At 72.7% G+C, this 19,786-nt stretch carries 14 protein-coding genes; 4 read left to right on the top strand and 10 right to left on the bottom strand.

Annotated features, from left to right (window positions below):
• Positions 1 to 178: 178 nt before the first annotated feature.
• The 3 genes from uvrC to ABZ945_RS14750 form a co-directional block, all read right to left on the bottom strand.
• Positions 179 to 2,308 carry an excinuclease ABC subunit UvrC gene (gene uvrC / locus ABZ945_RS14760; protein ID WP_361268475.1) on the bottom strand — a complete coding sequence of 710 codons (2,130 nt, stop codon included), beginning with the start codon at positions 2,306 to 2,308 and terminating at the stop codon, positions 179 to 181.
• A gap of 103 nt (positions 2,309 to 2,411) precedes the next feature.
• Entirely contained in the window at positions 2,412 to 3,275 is an 864-nt protein-coding gene (locus ABZ945_RS14755) for a hypothetical protein (RefSeq protein ID WP_361268472.1), read from the bottom strand.
• Positions 3,276 to 3,280: 5 nt separating this feature from the next.
• A complete protein-coding gene (locus ABZ945_RS14750) occupies positions 3,281 to 3,925 on the bottom strand; it encodes a papain-like cysteine protease family protein (RefSeq protein ID WP_361268469.1) in 645 nt (214 codons plus the stop codon).
• A 256-nt stretch (positions 3,926 to 4,181) separates the two neighbouring features.
• Between ABZ945_RS14750 and ABZ945_RS14745 the strand changes: the two genes are divergently transcribed.
• Complete coding sequence (locus ABZ945_RS14745) at positions 4,182 to 5,141, top strand: hypothetical protein (RefSeq protein WP_361268466.1); 960 nt, start codon at positions 4,182 to 4,184, stop codon at positions 5,139 to 5,141.
• Positions 5,142 to 5,254: 113 nt separating this feature from the next.
• Here the strand turns inward: ABZ945_RS14745 and ABZ945_RS14740 are convergent, their stop codons facing one another.
• Both ABZ945_RS14740 and uvrA read right to left on the bottom strand, forming a co-directional pair.
• Positions 5,255 to 5,683, bottom strand: a complete 429-nt coding sequence (locus ABZ945_RS14740; RefSeq protein ID WP_361268464.1) for a Rieske (2Fe-2S) protein — start codon at positions 5,681 to 5,683, stop codon at positions 5,255 to 5,257.
• A gap of 295 nt (positions 5,684 to 5,978) precedes the next feature.
• Positions 5,979 to 9,014, bottom strand: coding sequence for an excinuclease ABC subunit UvrA (uvrA, locus tag ABZ945_RS14735; protein ID WP_361268461.1), 3,036 nt, complete (start codon positions 9,012 to 9,014; stop codon positions 5,979 to 5,981).
• Positions 9,015 to 9,621: 607 nt separating this feature from the next.
• Here uvrA and ABZ945_RS14730 point away from each other — a divergent pair.
• Both ABZ945_RS14730 and ABZ945_RS14725 read left to right on the top strand, forming a co-directional pair.
• Positions 9,622 to 10,305 (top strand): maleylpyruvate isomerase family mycothiol-dependent enzyme, encoded by a 684-nt coding sequence (locus tag ABZ945_RS14730; RefSeq protein WP_361268458.1) that lies wholly within the window; start codon positions 9,622 to 9,624, stop codon positions 10,303 to 10,305.
• Between the two features lie 10 nt (positions 10,306 to 10,315).
• Positions 10,316 to 10,972, top strand: coding sequence for an MBL fold metallo-hydrolase (locus tag ABZ945_RS14725; RefSeq protein ID WP_361268456.1), 657 nt, complete (start codon positions 10,316 to 10,318; stop codon positions 10,970 to 10,972).
• Positions 10,973 to 11,082: 110 nt separating this feature from the next.
• Here ABZ945_RS14725 and ABZ945_RS14720 read toward each other — a convergent pair whose 3' ends face one another.
• The 5 genes from ABZ945_RS14720 to ABZ945_RS14700 form a co-directional block, all read right to left on the bottom strand.
• Positions 11,083 to 12,093, bottom strand: coding sequence for a TerC/Alx family metal homeostasis membrane protein (locus ABZ945_RS14720; protein ID WP_361268453.1), 1,011 nt, complete (start codon positions 12,091 to 12,093; stop codon positions 11,083 to 11,085).
• 273 nt (positions 12,094 to 12,366) lie between these two features.
• Positions 12,367 to 14,304 (bottom strand): TerD family protein, encoded by a 1,938-nt coding sequence (locus ABZ945_RS14715; protein WP_361268451.1) that lies wholly within the window; start codon positions 14,302 to 14,304, stop codon positions 12,367 to 12,369.
• 103 nt (positions 14,305 to 14,407) lie between these two features.
• Complete coding sequence (locus ABZ945_RS14710) at positions 14,408 to 14,986, bottom strand: TerD family protein (protein ID WP_361268448.1); 579 nt, start codon at positions 14,984 to 14,986, stop codon at positions 14,408 to 14,410.
• 461 nt (positions 14,987 to 15,447) lie between these two features.
• A complete protein-coding gene (gene uvrB, locus ABZ945_RS14705; RefSeq protein ID WP_361268445.1) occupies positions 15,448 to 17,634 on the bottom strand; it encodes an excinuclease ABC subunit UvrB in 2,187 nt (728 codons plus the stop codon).
• Positions 17,635 to 17,723: 89 nt separating this feature from the next.
• Positions 17,724 to 18,710, bottom strand: coding sequence for an MHYT domain-containing protein (locus ABZ945_RS14700; RefSeq protein ID WP_361268443.1), 987 nt, complete (start codon positions 18,708 to 18,710; stop codon positions 17,724 to 17,726).
• Between the two features lie 370 nt (positions 18,711 to 19,080).
• Between ABZ945_RS14700 and ABZ945_RS14695 the strand changes: the two genes are divergently transcribed.
• The gene (locus tag ABZ945_RS14695; RefSeq protein WP_361268440.1) at positions 19,081 to 19,629 is read left to right on the top strand and encodes a methylated-DNA--[protein]-cysteine S-methyltransferase; all 549 of its coding nucleotides are present in this window, start codon (positions 19,081 to 19,083) and stop codon (positions 19,627 to 19,629) included.
• The last annotated feature ends 157 nt before the right edge of the window (positions 19,630 to 19,786 follow it).

The raw sequence follows: 19,786 nt of genomic DNA, 5'->3' as shown, positions 1-19,786 counted from the left end.
GTCGGTGTGGTGCTGCGGTCTGCTGCGGGGATGGGGTCGGGGGCGGTGTGGTGCGGACTCCTCCGCACCGGGTGAACGCCCTCGCCACCACGATCATTGCCGATCATCGTCCATCACCACCGATCATCGCCGATCGCCCGGCTCGGCCCGGCCACCGATCACCCTGCCCGGGGTCGGGTCAGGAGGACGGGCCCGGGGAGGCCGCCACGTCCTCCTCCTCAAGGATCTCTCCCGTCGCCGTGTTGACGGCGGGCGCGGCCGGTGCGGACTGGGCGAGCGCCACGGCCACGGCCTCGGCGGTCTTCCGGCCGAACCCCGGCACCTCGCAGATCTGCTCGATCGTCGCCTGCCGGAGCCGCTTGACCGAACCGAAGTGCTTGATCAGCGCCTGCTTGCGCGCCTCGCCCAGGCCGGGCACCGCGTCCAGCGGGCCGGTCCGTATCCGCTTGTGCCGCTTGGTGCGCTGATAGCGGATGGCGAAGTCGTGCGCGGTGTCGCGGACCCGCTGGAGCAGATACAGCCCCTCGCTGGAGCGCGGCAGCACCACCGGGTCCTCGTCGTCCGGCAGCCAGACCTCCTCCAGCCGCTTGGCCAGCCCGCAGACGGCCACATCGTCGATGCCGAGCTCGTCCAGCGCGCGCCGGGCGGCGGCGACCTGCGGCCTGCCGCCGTCGACCACCACCAGCTGCGGCGGATAGGCGAACTTCCTGGGCCGCCCGTCGTCCTCCAGTGGCCCCATCCCGGCCGCCTCGGCCCCGCCCGTAACGGTTCCGGTTCCGGTTCCGGCCGTACCGGCTCCGGCGGCTCCGCCCGTACCCGGCTCGGCTCCCTCCGTCCCCGTCCCCGTACCGGCACCGCCCGGCCCCGGCTCGGCGCCGTCCGCGGCGAGGTCCCACTCCCCCGTCCGCTCCTTCTCGGCGAGGTAGCGCCGGAACCGGCGGGAGACCACCTCGTGCATCGAGCGGACGTCGTCCTGCCCCTCGAAGGTGCGGATGGCGAAGCGCCGGTACTCGCTCTTGCGCGGCAGCCCGTCTTCAAAGACGACCATGGACGCCACCACGTCCTCGCCCTGGAGATGGGAGATGTCGAAGCACTCGATGCGCAGCGGGGCCGTCTCCAGGCCGAGCGCCTCGGCGATCTCCTCCAGGGCCCGGGAGCGGGTGGTCAGATCGCTGGCGCGCTTGGTCTTGTGCAGCACCAGGGCCTGCTGGGCGTTCCGCCCGACGGTCTCCATCAGGCTCTTCTTGTCGCCGCGCTGGGGGACGCGCAGGGAGACCTGGGAGCCGCGCCGGTCGCCGAGCCACTGGCTGACGGCGTCCGCGTCCTCGGGGAGGGCCGGGACCAGGACCTCCTTGGGCACGGCGTCGCCGCTCTCCTCCCCGTACAGCTGCTGGAGGGCGTGCTCGACCAGGCCGGCGGTGTCCACGGCCTCCACCTTGTCGGTGACCCAGCCGCGCTGGCCGCGCACCCGTCCGCCGCGGACGTGGAAGATCTGCACGGCCGCCTCCAGCTCGTCCTCGGCGAGGGCGATCAGGTCGGCGTCGGTGGCGTCGGCGAGGACGACGGCGCTCTTCTCCATGGCCCGCTTCAGGGCCCCTATGTCGTCGCGCAGGCGGGCGGCCCGCTCGTACTCCATGTCCTCCGCCGCGATGGCCATGTCCTTCTCCAGCCGGCGGATGTACGTGCCGGTGCGGCCGGCCATGAAGTCGCAGAACTCGTCGGCCAGCTCCCGGTGCTCCTCCGGGGTGACCCGGCCCACGCAGGGCGCGGAGCACTTGCCGATGTAGCCGAGCAGACAGGGGCGGCCGGTGCGGGCGGCGTTGCGGAACACCCCGGCGGAGCAGGTGCGCACCGGGAAGACCCGCAGCAGCAGGTCGACGGTGTCCCGGATCGCCCAGGCGTGGCTGTACGGGCCGAAGTACCGCACGCCCTTCTTCTTCTGCCCGCGCATGACCTGGACGCGGGGGAACTCCTCGTTCAGCGTGACGGCGAGGTAGGGGTAGCTCTTGTCGTCGCGGTACTTGACGTTGAACCGCGGGTCGTACTCCTTGATCCAGGAGTACTCCAGCTGGAGCGCCTCGACCTCGGTGGACACCACCGTCCACTCCACGGAGGCGGCCGTGGTCACCATGGTGCGGGTGCGGGGGTGCAGCCCGGCGAGGTCCTGGAAGTAGCTGGCGAGGCGCTGCCGGAGGGACTTGGCCTTGCCGACGTAGATCACCCGGCGGTGCTCGTCACGGAACCGGTAGACCCCCGGCGAGTCGGGGATCTGTCCCGGCTTGGGGCGGTAGCTGGAGGGGTCTGCCATGACTCACACCCTACTGGCGCCCACTGACACTCCGGAGCCGAGCGAAGGGGCGCCTCCACCGAAGCGGAGGCGCCCCATGAGCCGTCAGCCGGTGAAGCGGCCCTCAGGTGCGGCGGCGTGCGGCGCGGAGGCGGGTCAGGGCGAGGGCGGCGGCCAGCACCAGCCCACCGCCGGCCGCCGCCAGCGGGGTGCCGACCCCGAGCGGACCGCCCTTCTCCGCCGGGGCCTCCGCCGCCGCCGGTACCGGCGCGGTACGGTCCGCCGGGCTCCGGTCGGCCGCCGCTCCGGCCGTACGGCCCGCCGGGGTGCCGTAGCCGCCGGCCAGGCCCTTCTTGGCGTACGCCGAGCCCGGGGCCTTGTCCCCGTAGTCGGCGCGCACCCGCTCCCGGTAGGCGGCCAGGGTGGTGCCCCGGGCGCCGACCGCGCGGATGGCGTCCTCGTCGAGCGGGAGGACCGTGGCGTCCTTCCGCACGTACCAGGCGTCGATCTGGGGCTCCCGGAAGACCGTGCCGCCGGGCAGCCGCCGTGCGCCCTGGCGGGCGTAGCGGGTCTCGTCGTCGCCGGTGGCGATGTTCACCACCCGCCAGGACCCACCCTGCCGGACGGTCCAGACCGAGGCCTTGCGGCCGTCGGCGGCGGTCGCGGTGGCGGCGTGGTACTCGACCCGCGCCACCGGGGCGCCCGCCCGGCCGGCGACGAAGTCGGGTGACAGGACGTGCACCGGGACAGAAGTTCCGTCAATCCGGGGCTTCCCGGCCGCCTTGGTGCCCACCGCGGCCTCGGCACCGGCCCCGGGCTGGGCGAAGAAGCGGCCGAGGGTGTCCAGGGTGGCGGGCGCCGAGACGGCCCGGTCCGGGGTGGCCGCCCCCGGGGCGGGGGACGGGGCGGCGGCGAGAGCGGTGGGGGCCGCGCCGGCCAGCAGGGCGGCGGCGAGTGCGGTGGCGGCCGCGAGGTGCCGTGCGGTCATCGCGCTCACGCCCCTATCCGGTAGAGGGAGTGGGTCCAGGAGAAGGAGTTGTTGTTGACGTACCAGTCGTGCGAGGCCCAGTTGTAGCGGTTGCTGGAGGGCCAGGGGTCGCCCCAGTAGACGAGGCTGCTCGCGTCGTCGTAGCCGTAGATCACATGCATATGGCCGCCGCCGCTCGACCACTGGATCCGGGTCTCCACGGGCCGGTCGGCGTTGATCTCGCTCTGCACGGTGGCGTATCGCAGCCAGCCGGTGACATAGGAGCCGGGGCTGATCCCGGCCCAGCGCAGGCCCGTCTGCACATTGCCCAGGGTGGCCTGGTTGTTGGGGCACTCGGTGCCCTGCTGGCGGTTGAACGCCGCGTTGCAGAACTGGTTCTGGGCGTAGTTGCGACCGAACCAGGCGGCGATGGTGTTGCCGCCGGCCGCCCAGCACCAGTTGGTCTTCACCTGGGCCTGCATGGTGATGTTCAGCCGCTTCTGGCCGAGCGCGGCCGCACCGTCCGAACCGTCGGCGGCGACGGCGGCGGTCGGGGCGGCGGCGGTCAGCGCCGTGAGTACGGCGGTGAGCAGTGTGACGAGGGTGAGGCGGTGCCGCGGACGGCGCCGGGGGGTGGAGGGGTGCTGCGGGGGTCTGACGAGCTTGCGCATCGTGTTCCTCCGACTGGGGATGTGGGGAGGGAGGATCACGTCCGGACGCTGAGTGGAGCATCGAGCGTTGTCGCGGTCAGGTCAATAAGGGTTCAATGCGGTGTCCCCACGGGGTGGCAGCGGGGTGTGAACGAGCCGACCGTCCGGTGAACGCCCCGGGCCGCCCACCAGCACAAACCCGCCCCGGCGCCGGAGGCCGACCGCGCGCCAACGTGAACGTTCACCCAGGACCACCTTCCACGACCCAGGACCCCCCATGGCTCACACCGAGGCCGATCTGGCCCAGATCCTGCGCACCGGCCCGTTCCATCTGGCGCTCCGGGCGGCGCTGGAGGCACGCGGACTGCCGCTGCACCGGGTGCGGCACCATCTGGCACACCGGGGCATCCGGGTCGGGGTGACCAGCCTGTCGTACTGGCAGCAGGGGCTGCGCCGCCCCCGGCGCCCGGAGTCGTTGCGGGCGGTACGGGCTCTGGAGGAGCTGCTGCGGTTGCCGGACGGCTCACTGCTGCGGCTGCTCGGCACCGGCGAGGCAGCAGCCGCCCGTACCGCGGCGGCCAAGCCCGGCACGGGTGGCGGTGAGCGGTTCGCCTCCCGGCCGTACCGGGCGCTGCTGGAGCCCTCGGGCGCGGTGGAGGAGCTGATCGCCTCGCTGGAGTCACCGCTCGACGGCGGGCTGCACACGGTGGGCCACCACGAGCTGGTGCGGATCGGGCCGGGGCGGGAGCTGACCGGCCGGGACTCGCAGCATGTGGTGCGCGCCCATCGGGACGGGGTGGACCGCTATCTCGCCGTGCACCACGGGGAGGTGGGTTGCGAGGCGGAACGGGTGGAGGTGTGGGCGGGTGAGAACTGCCGGGTGGGGCGGATCCGCCGGCACCCGGCCGCCGGGGTGGTCGTCGCCGAGCTGCTCTTCGACACCCGGCTGCGGGCGGGTGAGACCTGCTTCTTCGGCTACGGCTTCGTGGACGGGACGGGCGGGCCCAGTGGCGAGTACGTCCGGGGCTTCCGGTTCACCGGCGGGCAGTACGTGCTGCATGTGCGGTTCGACCCGGCCGCGCTGCCGGTACGGTGCCGGCGGTTCGCCCAGAGCGGGGCGGGCGCGCCCCGGACCGGCCGGACGGAGCTGACGCTCAGCGGCCGGCACCGCTCGGTGCATGTGGTGGAGCAGGGGGTGCGGCCGGGGATGCTGGGCATCGAGTGGGACTGGGAGTAGCACGGCCCCGCGCGCGGTGCGCCCGCCGACACGACCGCCGGCGCCGCGTACCGCTGCCGCGTCCTCCTGCTCCGGGCCCACTGGTGCTCCGAGCTCCTTACTGCTCCGGGTCCTTACTTTTCCGGGCCCGCGACCAGCTTGCCGCCCTTGACCCGGATCGGGACCTCGGGCAGCGCGGCGGTGGCCGGGCCCTGGATCGCCTGGCCGGTGGTGACGTCGAAGCGGCTGCCGTGGCAGGGGCAGTGGCCCTCGGTGCCCTCGACCTTGTCGAAGACGCAGCCCGCGTGGGTGCACTGGGCGCTGTACGCCTTGTAGCTGCCCTGGGCCGGGCAGCTCACCACGAGCCGCTGCTCGCGGTAGAGCCGGGCACCGCCGACCGGGACGTCCTCCGGGTCGCCGAGGTCCACGGGAGCGGTGGGGGTGGGCACCGCGGCGTGCCCGACCTTGGACTCGGTGGAGCAGGCGGCGGCCCCCAGCCCGGCCGTCCCGGCGAGGGCGGCGCCTTTCAGCACGGTGCGGCGGGCGGTCGGCTGGCCGGACATGGGCACTCCACGGAGAGCGAGAAGCGGACGACGGAGACGGTCACCGTCAGGGGGGGCGGTGAAGGTGACTCGGCCGAAGGCGGTGGATGGTGACGGAACCCGACGATACCGGCCGGTTTCGCCGCGCCTCCGGCCGCCCCCGGATCCTCGCCCGGGCCTCGGATCCTCGCCCCGCCTCCGGATCCTCCCGCCCGACCCCGGGCTCCCCCGGGCCCGGGTCCTCGCCACAGGTCGGACCCCGGCCCCAGGCCCTGGATTCACAGGGTCCGGGGCCGGGGTCCGGCCAGGGTGGGGCTCAGGCCTTCTTGGCGCGAGCCGCCGCCTTGCGGGCGGCCGGAGCCGTCGCCTTGGTCGCGGCCTTGGTGGCGGCACCGGCCTTGGCGCCCGCCTTGGTGGCGGCCGTCTTCCGGGGGGCGCCGTCGACCGCCTTGCGGGCGGAGGTGCGCTTGCGGGCCGCGGGCACGGTGGCCGCCGCGTCGCTGATCCGCTCGGCGTCCAGGATGTCCCGGAGGAACTTGCCGGTGTGGCTGGCGGGGACTCCGGCCACCTGCTCCGGGGTGCCCTCGGCGATGACCAGGCCGCCGCCGCTGCCGCCCTCGGGGCCCATGTCCACCAGCCAGTCGGCGGTCTTGATGACATCGAGGTTGTGCTCGATGACGATCACCGAGTTGCCCTTGTCGACCAGACCGGAGAGCACCTTGATCAGCTTGGAGATGTCCTCGAAGTGCAGACCCGTGGTGGGCTCGTCCAGTACGTAGACCGTGCGCCCGGTGGAGCGCTTCTGCAGCTCGGAGGCGAGCTTCACCCGCTGTGCCTCACCACCGGACAGCGTGGGCGCCGGCTGGCCGAGCCGGACGTAGCCGAGGCCCACCTCGGTGAGGGTGCGCAGGTGCCGGGCGATGGTCGGCACCGCCTCGAAGAAGTCGAGCGCCTCCTCGATCGGCATGTCCAGCACCTCGGCGATGGACTTGCCCTTGTAGTGGACGTCCAGCGTCTCCCGGTTGTAGCGCGCGCCGTGGCACACCTCGCAGGGGACGTAGACGTCCGGCAGGAAGTTCATCTCGATCTTGATGGTGCCGTCGCCGGAGCAGTTCTCGCAGCGGCCGCCCTTGACGTTGAAGGAGAACCGGCCGGGCAGATAGCCCCGGACCTTGGCCTCCGTCGTCTCGGCGAACAGCTTGCGGACGTTGTCGAAGACGCCGGTGTAGGTGGCCGGGTTGGAGCGCGGGGTGCGGCCGATCGGCGACTGGTCGACGTGTACGACCTTGTCGACCAGGTCGTCGCCGTCCACCCGGGTGTGCCGGCCGGGCACCGACTTGGCGCCGTTGAGCTCGCGCGCCAGGTGGGTGTAGAGGATGTCGTTGACCAGGGTGGACTTGCCGGAGCCGGAGACTCCGGTGACCGCGGTGAGCACACCGAGCGGGAAGGAGACGTCGATGTCCCGCAGGTTGTTCTCGCGGGCCCCGTGCACGGTGAGCTGCCGGGCCGGGTCGACCGGGCGGCGGATCTCGGGGATCGGGATGGACCGCTTCCCGGCCAGGTACTGCCCGGTCAGCGACTCCTTGTTGGAGAGCATCTGCTTCAGGGAGCCGGAGTGGACGACCTTGCCGCCGTGCTCGCCGGCGCCGGGGCCGATGTCCACCACCCAGTCGGCGACCTTGATGGTGTCCTCGTCATGCTCCACGACGATCAGGGTGTTGCCCATGTCCCGGAGCCGGACCAGGGTCTCGATCAGCCGGTGGTTGTCGCGCTGGTGCAGGCCGATGGACGGCTCGTCCAGCACGTACAGCACGCCGACCAGTCCGGAGCCGATCTGGGTGGCGAGCCGGATGCGCTGGGCCTCGCCGCCGGAGAGGGTGCCGGCCGCGCGGTTCAGCGAGAGGTAGTCCAGGCCGACGTCGACCAGGAAGCGCAGTCGCTCGTTGACCTCCTTGAGCACCCGCTCGGCGATCTTCTTGTCACGGGCGGTCAGGGTGAGTTGCGCCAGGAAGTCGGCGCAGTCGCTGATCGACATGGCGGAGACCTCGGCGATGGAGCGGCCCATCACCGTCACCGCCAGCACGATCGGCTTGAGCCGGGTGCCCTCGCAGGTGGGGCAGGGCACCTCGCGCATATAGCCCTCGAAGCGCTCCCGGCTGGAGTCGCTCTCGGCCTCGCTGTGCCGGCGCTTGACGAAGGGGACGGCGCCTTCGAAGGCGGGCGTGGTGTAGGCGCGCTCGCGGCCGTAGCGATTGCGGTAGCGGACCTCGACCTGGGTGCGGTGGCCGTACAGCAGCGCCTTCTTGGCCCGGGCGGGCAGCCCGGCCCAGGGGATGTCGGTGCGGAAGCCGAGCGCCTCGGAGAGGCCGCCGATCAGCCGGCCGAAGTACTCCTTGGTGTGCCCGTGCGACCAGGGGTGGATCGCGCCCTCGTCCAGCGACCTGTCCTCGTCGGGGACGATCAGCTCGGGGTCGACCTCCATCCGGGAGCCGATGCCGGTGCAGTCCGGGCAGGCGCCGAAGGGCGAGTTGAAGGAGAAGGAGCGCGGCTCCAGCTCCTCGAAGGACAGGTCGTCGTACGGGCAGTACAGGTGCTCCGAGTACATCCGCTCGCGCTCGGGGTCGTCCTCGGGGAGGTCGACGAAGTCGAGCACGACCATGCCGCCGGAGAGGCCGAGCGCGGTCTCCACGGAGTCGGTCAGCCGCCGCTTGGCGCTGTCCTTGACGGTGAGGCGGTCCACGACCACCTCGATGGTGTGCTTCTCCTGCTTCTTCAGCGTGGGCGGCTCGGCGAGCTGGATGGTCTGCCCGTCCACCCGGGCACGGCTGTACCCCTTGGTCTGGAGGTCGGCGAAGAGGTCCACGAACTCGCCCTTGCGCTCGCGCACCAGCGGCGAGAGGACCTGGAAGCGGCTGCCCTCGGGCAGCTCCAGCACCTTGTCCACGATGGCCTGCGGCGACTGGCGCGAGATGGGCCGCCCGCACTCGGGGCAGTGCGGCTTGCCGATGCGTGCGAAGAGCAGCCGGAGGTAGTCGTAGACCTCGGTGATGGTGCCGACGGTGGAGCGCGGGTTGCGCGAGGTCGACTTCTGGTCGATCGAGACGGCCGGGGAGAGGCCCTCGATGAAGTCCACGTCCGGCTTGTCCATCTGGCCGAGGAACTGCCGCGCGTACGAGGAGAGGGACTCCACGTAGCGGCGCTGGCCCTCGGCGAAGATGGTGTCGAACGCGAGGGACGACTTGCCCGACCCGGACAGTCCGGTGAAGACGATGAGCGAGTCACGCGGAAGGTCGAGCGAGACGTTCTTCAGATTGTGCTCGCGCGCGCCACGGACGATGAGACGGTCGGCCACGCCGGTCCGCACCTTTCTTGAGAAGAAGAGGGGCTTGAGATAAGCGGGTGGAGAAGCGGGGGACAGCCCCGTCCGGATCCCCGGATCCCCGGCTCTTCGAGCCTGCGGGGCCACCGGGGCGGAGGACGTCGAACCGGGCGGGGACCGTGTCGACGGCTGCCGGGACTTCGCCTGTCGGGACTTCGGCTGTCTGGACTTCGCCTGTCGGGACTTCCAGGATGCCTCCACCGAGCGTATAGCACGTGCTTTCGATTTACGGCCTTCTCCGGTCAGCTTCACCCGATCGTGTGGCGAGCGCCTCGTTCGACCGTTCGAAGCCGTGCCGGGCGCGGCTGCCCCGGGACACCGCCTCCGTAGAGCTAACGCCCACGGCGGCCGGAACGATGCCCGTATCCGCCGGACAATGCCCGCCTCCGGTCCCGGGCCTATCCCGGTCGCGGCGGGGGTGGCAGGACATCCGGCCGACGCTGGAAACCCTACGACCCACCACTGACAACGCCCCCGGACAGCCGCCGACCAGGCCTTCCGCCCACCGGCCGGACCGGCCGCCCCTCCCCCGCACCGGCCGCCCTTCACCCCGGTCGGGCCCGGCGCTAGGGTCAGCGGCATGATCGACCATGTGCAGGACCTGGCCGCCCTCCGCGAGGCGACCGACCGGCTGCTGAGCGCGGCCGCTTCCCTGGACGAGACCGCACTGGCCGAGCCCTCGCGGCTGCCCGGCTGGACCCGCGGCCATGTCCTGGCCCATCTGGCCCGTAACGCCGACGCCCTGGTCAACGTCCTCCAGGGGCTCCCCATGTACGTCAGCGGCGAGGCCCGCGACCAGGACATCGAGCGGGACGCGCCCAGGCCGCCGGCCGTCCAGCTGGCCGACGTCCGGGACACCGCCGCGCGGTTCGACGCGGAGGGTGCCGTTCCGGCCGACTGGGAGCGCCTGGTCGAGCTGCGCAACGGGGTCACCGACCGGGCCGCCCGGGTCCCCTTCCGGCGGCTCCAGGAGATCGAGCTGCACCATGTGGACCTGGGCATCGGCTATGAGCTGGAGGACCTGCCGGAACGGTTCACCGGGCAGGAGACCGACTTCCTCGCCGACCGCTTCTCCGGGCTCGCCACCGTGCCGCCGACCCGGCTGCTGGCGGGCGGCCGGGAGTGGCGCACGGGAGGCCGGGAGGGCGGCGAGGTGACCGTCAGCGGCTCGCCCGCCGATCTGGTCGGCTGGCTGGCCGGGCGCCGGGACGGCGCGGCGCTCACCGTGTCCGGCGGCCCGCTGCCCGTACTGCCGCCGCTATAGGCTGAGTTCCATGACGTACAGCGGAACGGTCAAGGTCGGCGGGCCCGCCGACGTGCACGAACTGGCGGACCTGATGATCTCCAAGGTCGCCGTGGGTCCGATGGACAACAACGCCTATCTGCTGCGCTGCCGCACCACCGGTGAGCAGCTGCTGATCGACGCGGCCGCCGAGCCGACGACGCTGCTGGCGCTGATCGGCGACGACTCCATCGCGTCCGTGGTGACCACGCACCGGCACCCCGACCACTGGCAGGCGCTGGCCGACGTGGTCGCCGCGACCGGGGCCCGGACGTACGCGGGGCGGTACGACGCGGAGGGCATCGGTGTCCCCACCGACGTACCGGTGGAGGACGGCGACACCGTCCGGGTCGGCCGGGTGGAGCTGACCGCGCGCCGGGTGGTGGGCCACACCCCGGGCTCGATCGTGCTGGTCTACGACGACCCGCACGGCCACCCGCATGTCTTCACCGGCGACTGCCTCTTCCCTGGCGGGGTGGGCAACACCCACGGTGACGCCGAGGCCTTCGCCAGCCTGCTCGGGGATGTGGAGGCCAAGCTGTTCGACGTACTGCCGGACGAGACCTGGGTCTACCCGGGCCATGGTGACGACACCAGCCTGGGCGCCGAGCGCCCGGGGCTCCCGGAGTGGCGCGAACGCGGCTGGTAGCCGGACGCGGTCCACCCCCGCCGGCCCCCGGCCCCCTGGAACGCGAAGGAGCCGCCCCCCGCTGATGAGCGGGGGGCGGCTCTTCTCATGCTGTGCGGTACGTGCCGGAGTCAGGCCTCGATGCTGTCCTTCGACGCGTCGCCGCCCTCGGTCCGCTGGGCCTGCTCGGCCTCCTGGCGCTCCTTCTTCTTGGAGGCGATCAGGCTGGTGATGGTGGTGATCACCAGGACACCGCCGATGACGGAGAGCGAGAGCGGGATGCTGATCTCGGGGACGTGCACCCCGGACTCGTGCAGGGCGTGCAGCACCAGCTTCACACCGATGAAGCCGAGGATCACCGACAGGCCGTAGCTCAGGTGGACCAGCTTCCTCAGCAGTCCGCCGATGAGGAAGTACAGCTGCCGCAGACCCATCAGGGCGAAGGCGTTGGCGGTGAAGACGATGTACGGGTCCTGGGTCAGGCCGAAGATCGCGGGGATGGAGTCCAGCGCGAACAGCACGTCGGTGGTGCCGATGGCCAGCATGACCACCATCAGCGGGGTGAGGACGCGCTTGCCGTTCTCCTGGATGAACAGCTTGGTGCCGTGGTAGCGGTCCGCCACACCGAAGCGGTTCTCGATGGACTTCAGGAGGCGGTTCTCCTCCCAGTCCTCTTCCTCCTCGTCGGCCCGCGCCTCCTGGATCAGCTTCCAGGCGGTGTAGATCAGGAACGCGCCGAAGATGTAGAAGACCCAGGCGAAGTTGGAGATGATCGCGGCGCCCGCTGCGATGAAGATCGCGCGGAGCACCAGGGCGACCAGCACACCGATCAGCAGCACCCGCTGCTGGAGGTGGGTGGGCACCGAGAACTTCGCCATGATCAGCACGAAGACGAAGAGGTTGTCGACACTCAGCGACTTCTCGGTGATGTAGCCGGCGAAGAACTCGCCGGACGCCTGGCTCTCGCCCGCGGCCAGCAGTCCCAGGCCGAACAGGGCGGCCAGCACGATCCAGACGATCGTCCAGATACCGGCTTCCTTGATCGACACATCATGGGGCTTGCGCCCGATGAAGAAGTCGACCGCGATGAGGGCCGACAGACCGAGAATGGTCACCAGCCACAGATTGATCGAAACGTCCACTGCGCCTCCGGCGTCGTACGGCTATGGATCAGCGTCGTCGCTGCCGGAGGTCTCTTCCACCCGGGGCGGCGGTGTCCGTCACCGGAACCGACCACGGGCCGACGCCCCGGGACCGGTCTCTGTCCGACCGTCCGTATTGACGGGTACGCCGCAGGCGGGAGTACTCCCCTCCGCAATCATGAACACTACCCCAAGACCCAAGGGAAGGTAAAGAAACCGGTAAGCGACTACCAAAAGCGCTGGTCAGGCAGGTCGGACGGGAGGGTGATGGAATCAGCGACGGGTTGACCCGAGCTCTCCCAGCACCCGGGCGAGGGCGCCGCCGCCGGCCGGGGCGGTCGGCGGTTCGTAGGTCCAGGCGTGGCCGACCCAGGGATCGGCCAGGTGCTCGTCGGGCACCGGCGTCAGACGGAGCAGCGAGGACCAGAGCGGGTCCAGCACCGGGCCGTACGCGGCGGCGTCCGTCCGGTCGGCGACCAGCAGCACGTGCACACCGACCGCCGGGCCCTCGTCCGCCAGATAGCGCAGCCGGGTCACCGAACGGTCGTCGAACCCGTACGGGAAGTCGTTGACGACCAGCAGCTGGTCCACCGGGTCGATATCGGGCGGCAGCGCGTCCGCGGCCCCCGCCCGGACCGCCATCCGCACCAGCTCCACCCGCCGTACCAGCCGGTCGAGCACCTCGGTGACGCCCGCGGCTCCCTGTGCGGGCGGCGCGGTCACCAGTCCGGCGGCGGTGAGCGGGGCGAACGCGGAGGCCGCGCTTCCGCCCGGGTCCAGCAGATGCGCGGCGCAGCCGCCCGGGGGGTGCGCGGCGAGCAGCCGTACCGCGTGCAGCGCGGCGGTGCCGGCGGCCAGCCGGCGGATCTCGGTGGCGTCCACCATCAGGGATCCGGCCGAGCCGCCGCGTCCGCTGTCGATCCACAGCCCGCGCTCCAGCGGCAGCCGGATCAGCATGGGGATCCGCAGCTCCGGGCGCTCGGGCAGATGGAGGTCGCCCAGGCGGACGGCCATCGCGGGTTCGGCCGGGGGCCGGTAGCCGAGCCAGACCGGGTGGTCCCAGCGCGCGTAGGCGGGCGGCAGGGCCGGCTCCACGGCCTCGGACTCGGCGGTGAGCTGGGCCAGATCCCGGTCGAGCGTCTCGCGGGCGCGGGCGCTCAGCTCCTCGTACCGCGCCCCGGCGGCGGCCCGGGCCGCGTCCCCCGCGGAGCCGATCCGGGCCCGCGGGTCGGCCAGGGCCCGGTCGAGCTCCTGCTCCCGGCGGGAGTCGGCGAAGTCGATGGCGCTGCGGTAGGCGGCGGTCGTCCGGGCCAGGTCCTCGAACATGCCCCACACCTGGTTGTACAGGCGCTCGTCCATGGTCCAGCCGGCCGCGTCACCGGCCACGGGCACGGCGGGGGTGGTGGCGGGGGCCGAGGGCTGCGGTCCGGTCCCCGCAGAGGGCGCGCCGGCGGAGCGCCGGGGGTGCAGATAGTCGATGGTCGGGCCGGAGGCGGCGGCCGGCGGCTGCGCGGTGGCCCCCGTGGCGGCGGGATCCGTCGTGGCACGGTCCAGGGGTACGGCGGTGGTACGGGGAGGGGGCGGCCCGGTCACCGCGGGGCCGAGCGCCACGGGCGCAGCCGTCGGCTGTGCGGTCGCCGGGGGCGCGGTCGGTACGGCGGCGGCCAGGGCGGCGGCCGCCAGTTCGCCCGCCGTCACCGGCGGGAGGCCCTGGTCGGCGAGCATGTCGGCCAGCCCGCCCGCGTAGCCCTGGCCCACCGCGCGGACCTTCCAGGCCCCCTGGCGGCGGTAGAGCTCCAGCGCGGCGACCGCGGACTCGGTCTCCAGGCCGGTGAGGCTGTACGTGGCGATCCCGTCGCCGTCCGGGACGCCGACCGTCAGCCGGGGCGGGGCAAGGGCGCCGAAGCAGGCCGGGGCACCGGGGTCCCCGGCGCCGCCGGGCAGGGCGAGCAGTACGGTCAGCCGGTGCGCCTCCGGGGCGAGGGCGTCCAGGTCGAGGACGAGCCGGTGCTCGGTGGCGGCCGTCTCGGGGACCTCCACGCCGGGCAGCCGGGGAGCACCGGGGTGGACGAACCGCCCGGCGCCGGAGAGCCGGCCCGCGGCGTCGGCCAGGGTGGCTCCGCACACCACCGGCGCCCCGGCCGACACCCGTACCTCCAGCCGGGTGTGCGGCAGTGGGAGGTTCTGCCCCCGGACCAGCTCGGCCGTCATCTGCCTCTGTCCCCCTCGGTGCGGCGTGTGGCCTGCGGTGCGTGATGGGTGTGGTGTGTGGTGCGCCCGGCCCGGGCGGTGCCCGAGCCGGGGACCGGCCCCGTTACAGGTGCGGCAGGATCGCCGGCATGAGGTCCTTGAAGGTGCGGCCCGCGGACGGGGCGCCCAGGGCCGTCATCTGCCAACCGCCGCCCGCGCGGTGGACCTTGGCCATGATCTGCGCCGTGTACTGCCCTCCGCCGTCGAGCGTGTAGCGGGCCAGCTCCTGGCCGTTGGTCTCGTCGACCAGGCGGCAGAACGCGTTCTGCACCTCCTGGAAGGTCTGGCCGGTGAAGGAGTTCACCGTGAAGACGATCTGGTCGATGTGGACGGGCACGCGCTGGAGGTCCACCAGGATCGACTCGTCGTCGCCGCCCTGCCCGGCGCCGCCCACCAGGTTGTCGCCGGTGTGCCGGACCGAGCCGTCGTCGCTGACGAGGTGGCGGAAGAAGACCACGTCGATCGGCTGCTTCTCGGCGAAGAGCACCGCCGAGGCGTCCAGGTCCACCTCACGGGTGCGCGATCCGAACAGGCCGCGGCGCGGAGCCGCCTGCCAGCCGAGCCCCATCCGCACCGCGGTCAGGTCCCCTCCGTCGTTCTTCCGCAGGCTGATGGCCTGACCCTTGGTCATGTTGACCGTCACGCGCTGTCCCCTCTCTTGGCGTTCCCCCGCCGCCGTCACCCGGGTGCGGTTGACCAGCACCCTACGCAGCCCCGGCCGCCCGGCAGCAGGAGCGGTGCGCATTGTGGCGCTCTTGCAACATCGGACCCGACGGCGGACGCAGCAGGCGCCCCGCGACACCTCAACGCCCACCCCGGGCCGGGGTCCCGGGCGCCCGGCATCCCGGCCGGTCGGGTGGGCACCGGCCGGGGCCCGGACGGGTGGGCCGCACCGGCCCGGGCCCGGACGGTCGGGCGGCACCGTCCCGCCAGGCACCCTTGGACCAGGCTCCCTCGGGCGCCCCTGGGCCCGGGATCCCTCACCCACCCCCGGCCGGGTGGGCGCACAGGCCCTTGAGCCCGTTGGGCCGGGCCCCTCAGGCCCCCACCGGGTGCTCCTCGGGCGCCTCCGGCCGGTCAGGCGCCCTGGCCGGCCGGCCTCCGTCAGGCGATACCGGCCTCCTTCATCTGCCGCAGCTCCTTCTTCAGCTCGCCGACCTCGTCCCGCAGCCGGGCGGCGACCTCGAACTGGAGCTCGGCCGCGGCGGCCCGCATGCGGTTGGTCATCTCCTCGATGATCCCGGCGAGTTCGGCGGCGGGGCGGTCGCTGACGATCGCGCCCGTGCCGGCCGTCTTCGCCTTGCTCTTGCCCTTGGCACCCTTCGCGGCGGCCTGGCCGCCGCCGTCTCCGCCCCCGGCCGGGGTGTGGGCGGCGAGCGAGGGCACCGGGGTCCTGAGCACCGGCCTGCCGTCCCTCCCCTGCCGGTAGCCCGTGCCGAGCAGTTCCTCGGTGTCGATCTCCTCGCGGGCGATGGTGGCCACGATGTCGTTGATCTTCTTCCGCAGGGGCTGCGGGTCGATGTTGTTGGCCTTGTTGTACGCGATCTGCTTCTCGCGGCGACGGTTGGTCTCGTCGATGGCCTGGGCCATGGCCGGGGTGACCTTGTCCGCGTACATATGGACCTGGCCGGAGACATTGCGCGCCGCACGGCCGATGGTCTGGATGAGCGAGGTGCCGGAGCGCAGGAAGCCCTGCTTGTCGGCGTCGAGGATGGCGACCAGGGAGACCTCGGGGAGGTCCAGGCCCTCCCGGAGCAGGTTGATGCCGACCAGGACGTCGTACTCGCCGGCCCGCAGCTCCCGCAGCAGCTCGATCCGGCGCAGGGTGTCGACGTCGCTGTGGAGGTAGCGGACCTGGATGCCGAGCTCCACGAAGTAGTCGGTGAGGTCCTCGGCCATCTTCTTGGTGAGGGTGGTGACGAGCACCCGCTCGTCCCGCTCGGCGCGGGTGCGGATCTCGTGCACCAGGTCGTCGATCTGGCCCTCGGTGGGCTTGACGACGACCTCCGGGTCCACCAGGCCGGTGGGGCGGATGATCTGCTCCACATAGCCGTCGGAGCGGGACAGCTCGTACTGGCCGGGGGTGGCCGACAGATAGACGGACTGGCCGATCCGCTGCTGGAACTCCTCCCACTTCAGCGGCCGGTTGTCCAGGGCGGAGGGCAACCGGAAGCCGTGGTCCACCAGGGTGCGCTTGCGGGAGGCGTCGCCCTCGTACATGGCACCGATCTGCGGCACGGTGACATGCGACTCGTCGATGACCAGGAGGAAGTCCTCCGGGAAGTAGTCGAGCAGGGTGTTCGGCGCGGAGCCGGGCTCGCGGTCGTCGAAGTGCATCGAGTAGTTCTCGATGCCGGAGCAGGAGCCGACCTGGCGCATCATCTCGATGTCGTAGGTGGTGCGCATCCGCAGCCGCTGGGCCTCCAGCAGCTTGCCCTGCTTCTCCAGCTCGGCCAGGCGCTGCTCCAGCTCCCGCTCGATGCCGTTGACCGCCTTCTCCATCCGCTCCGGTCCCGCCACATAGTGGCTGGCCGGGAAGACGTAGAGCGACTGGTCGTCGCTGATGACCTCGCCGGTGAGCGGGTGGAGGGTGGAGAGCGCCTCGATCTCGTCGCCGAACATCTCGATCCGGACGGCCAGCTCCTCGTAGACCGGGAAGATCTCGATGGTGTCGCCGCGGACCCGGAACGTGCCGCGGGTGAACGCCAGGTCGTTGCGGGTGTACTGGATGTCCACGAAGCGGCGCAGCAGCTCGTCGCGGTCGAACTCGTCACCGACCTTGAGCGGGACCATCCGGTCCACGTACTCCTGGGGTGTGCCCAGGCCGTAGATGCAGGACACCGAGGCGACCACCACCACGTCCCGCCGGGTGAGCAGCGAGTTGGTCGCGGAGTGGCGCAGCCGCTCCACCTCCTCGTTGATCGAGGAGTCCTTCTCGATGTAGGTGTCCGACTGGGGAACGTACGCCTCGGGCTGGTAGTAGTCGTAGTACGAGACGAAGTACTCCACCGCGTTGTTCGGCAGGAGCTCGCGGAACTCGTTGGCGAGCTGGGCGGCGAGGGTCTTGTTCGGCGCCATGACGAGGGTGGGGCGCTGGAGCTTCTCGATCATCCAGGCGGTGGTGGCCGACTTGCCGGTACCGGTGGCGCCGAGCAGGACGACGTCCTTCTCGCCCGCCCGGACGCGGCGGTCCAGTTCGGCGATGGCCGTGGGCTGGTCGCCGCTGGGCTGGTAGGAGCTGACGACCTCGAAGGGCGCCACCGAGCGTTCGATTGAGGAAACGGGCCGCATGCCATTAACCGTACGACCCCCCACTGACAACGGGGCTCCGGCGCAGGTGGGAGGGGGTCCGACCGCCGCGCGGAGCCTCAGGGGCTCCCTCAGTGGCGCGGAAGGCTCCCGCGGCGGCGGGCCGGCCGGCGGCGTACGGCGGATCCGGCGGGCCCGGTGGACTCGGCAGCGGTCTCGACGGGCCAGGCGGCCAGCCGGCAGGAGTGCTCTCCGCCGGTCGCGCACGCCCCGGAGCCGCCCGGTCCGGCGGACCCGGTACGGGACGGGCGGGGCCCTCGGGGCCGGAGCGGAGTGCCGCCGTCCGGGGTGCGGTGCCGGGGCCGGCCGCCGTCCGGAACCCGCCGGCCGCGCACCGCGGTCACCCCGGCGACCAGCAGGAACAGCACCGGTCCGGCCAGCAGGGCGGCGATCAGCACGGGGGTGGCTCCGGCCGCGGCGGAGGAGTCGGGGGCCATGGTCACGGTGACCGCGGCGAGGCCTATGTGGTGCATCCCGATCACCGCGGCCCCGGTGCCCAGGGCGGCGGCCGTGGCGGAGGCCGGTCGGCGGCGCGTCGAGACGGCGGCGCGCAGTGCCAGGGTGGCGGCCACGGCGGCGACGATGACGGAGAGGGCGACGAGCCCGGTGGCGTATCCGAGGCTCCCGGCGAGCCGCAGCCCGGCCATGCCCAGGTAGTGGGTGGCGGCGATGCCCAGTCCGATGATCGTCCCGCCGGTGGCCAGGGACAGCGTGCTGGGACCCCGGTGCCCGGCCACGAAGAGGCCCACGCCCGCGGTGGCCACCGCCACGGCCAGACCGGCCGCGGTGGTGAGCGGGTCCCGGCCGACCGGTGTCCCCGCGACGCCGAAGCCGGTCAGCGCGACCACCTGCGCGGCCCAGATCCCGCAGCCGAGCGTGGCCGCCCCGAGGACCAGGCGGGCGAGCCGCACCCGGTCCGCCCCTCCCCCGGGCCGGGCCGCGCGGGTCGCGAGCAGCCCGTCCGGGCGGGCCAGCAGGAACCCGCCCAGACAGGCCAGCAGAAACCCGGCCGCGGGCGTGGTGAGCCCGTATCGGAAGCCTTCGACAGTGCCTGCCACGCTGGTGCCCCCTCCGCTTCACGCCCCCGTCCGCCCCCGGCGGGGTGCCGCACGCACCGACCCGCGGACCGCGCGGTTCCGGGCGTCGCCGGACAGCGGCCCCGGATGCCGGACATCCGGGTCCGCGAGCCGGACGTGCCATGTGTACCCGCTGGTAGTGCTCCCCGGCTACGGTCCGGCGGTCCTCGAACAGAGATGGGACGAAGGCCGGGGACGCGGCCGATCGGGCCCGGGCCGGGCCCGCGGCGGAGGGAATCGTTGTCAGCGGGTCCTCTCGGCACATCCCGGCCGGGCCGCTTCTTCGCCGGTGTGGTGGCTGGTAGTCGCCAAACGGTTCGCGTTGTCAGTGGGCGGTCGTACGGTGATCTCCATGGACAGAGACGATGTGGCGCGGCGGGTGGAGTGGGCGGTGGTCGACAGCGCCATCGGCCCGCTGATGCTGGCCGCGACCGAGGAGGGGCTGGTCACGGTGGTGTTCCACGCCCGCCCCGAGGTGCGGGACCGGGCGCTGCGGCGGATCGCCTCCCGGCTGGGCGCCGAGCTGGTGGAGGACGCCTCGGGGCGGCTGGCCGAGCCGATACGCGCGCTGGACGCGTACTTCGCGGGCCGGATACAGGACTTCGACGTGCCGCTGGACTGGTCGCTGATCGGCGGGTTCAACCGGCAGGTGCTCAGGGAGCTGGCGTCCGGTGTGCGGTACGGGACGGTCGTCGGATACGGGGAGCTGGCCGGCCGGGTCGGTCAGCCGGGGGCGGCGCAGGCGGTGGGCGCGGCGATGGCCGCCAATCCGCTGCCGATCGTGGTGCCCTGCCACCGGGTAGTGGAGGGGGACGGCGGGATCGGGGGGTTCGGTGGGGGGCTGGAGACCAAGCGGCAACTGCTCGCGCTGGAGGGAGTGCTGCCCGAGCCGCTGTTCTGAGCGGGACGCTCGGGCGGCGACGGGCAGGCGGGCCGCGGCGGGGACGTGGAGCGGGGGCGGACGGATGTACGGGGGTGCGGGGCCTCTGGGCCGGGGCGGACGGATGTACGGGGGTGCGGGGCCTCTGGGCCGGGTCTCGCGCGGGTGCCACACTGCC

The organism is Streptomyces sp. NPDC046887 (assembly GCF_040644755.1).
In the GTDB taxonomy this organism is placed as follows: Bacteria; Actinomycetota; Actinomycetes; order Streptomycetales; family Streptomycetaceae; genus Streptomyces; species Streptomyces lichenis.
This window is presented reverse-complemented; position numbering and strand designations above follow the sequence as displayed.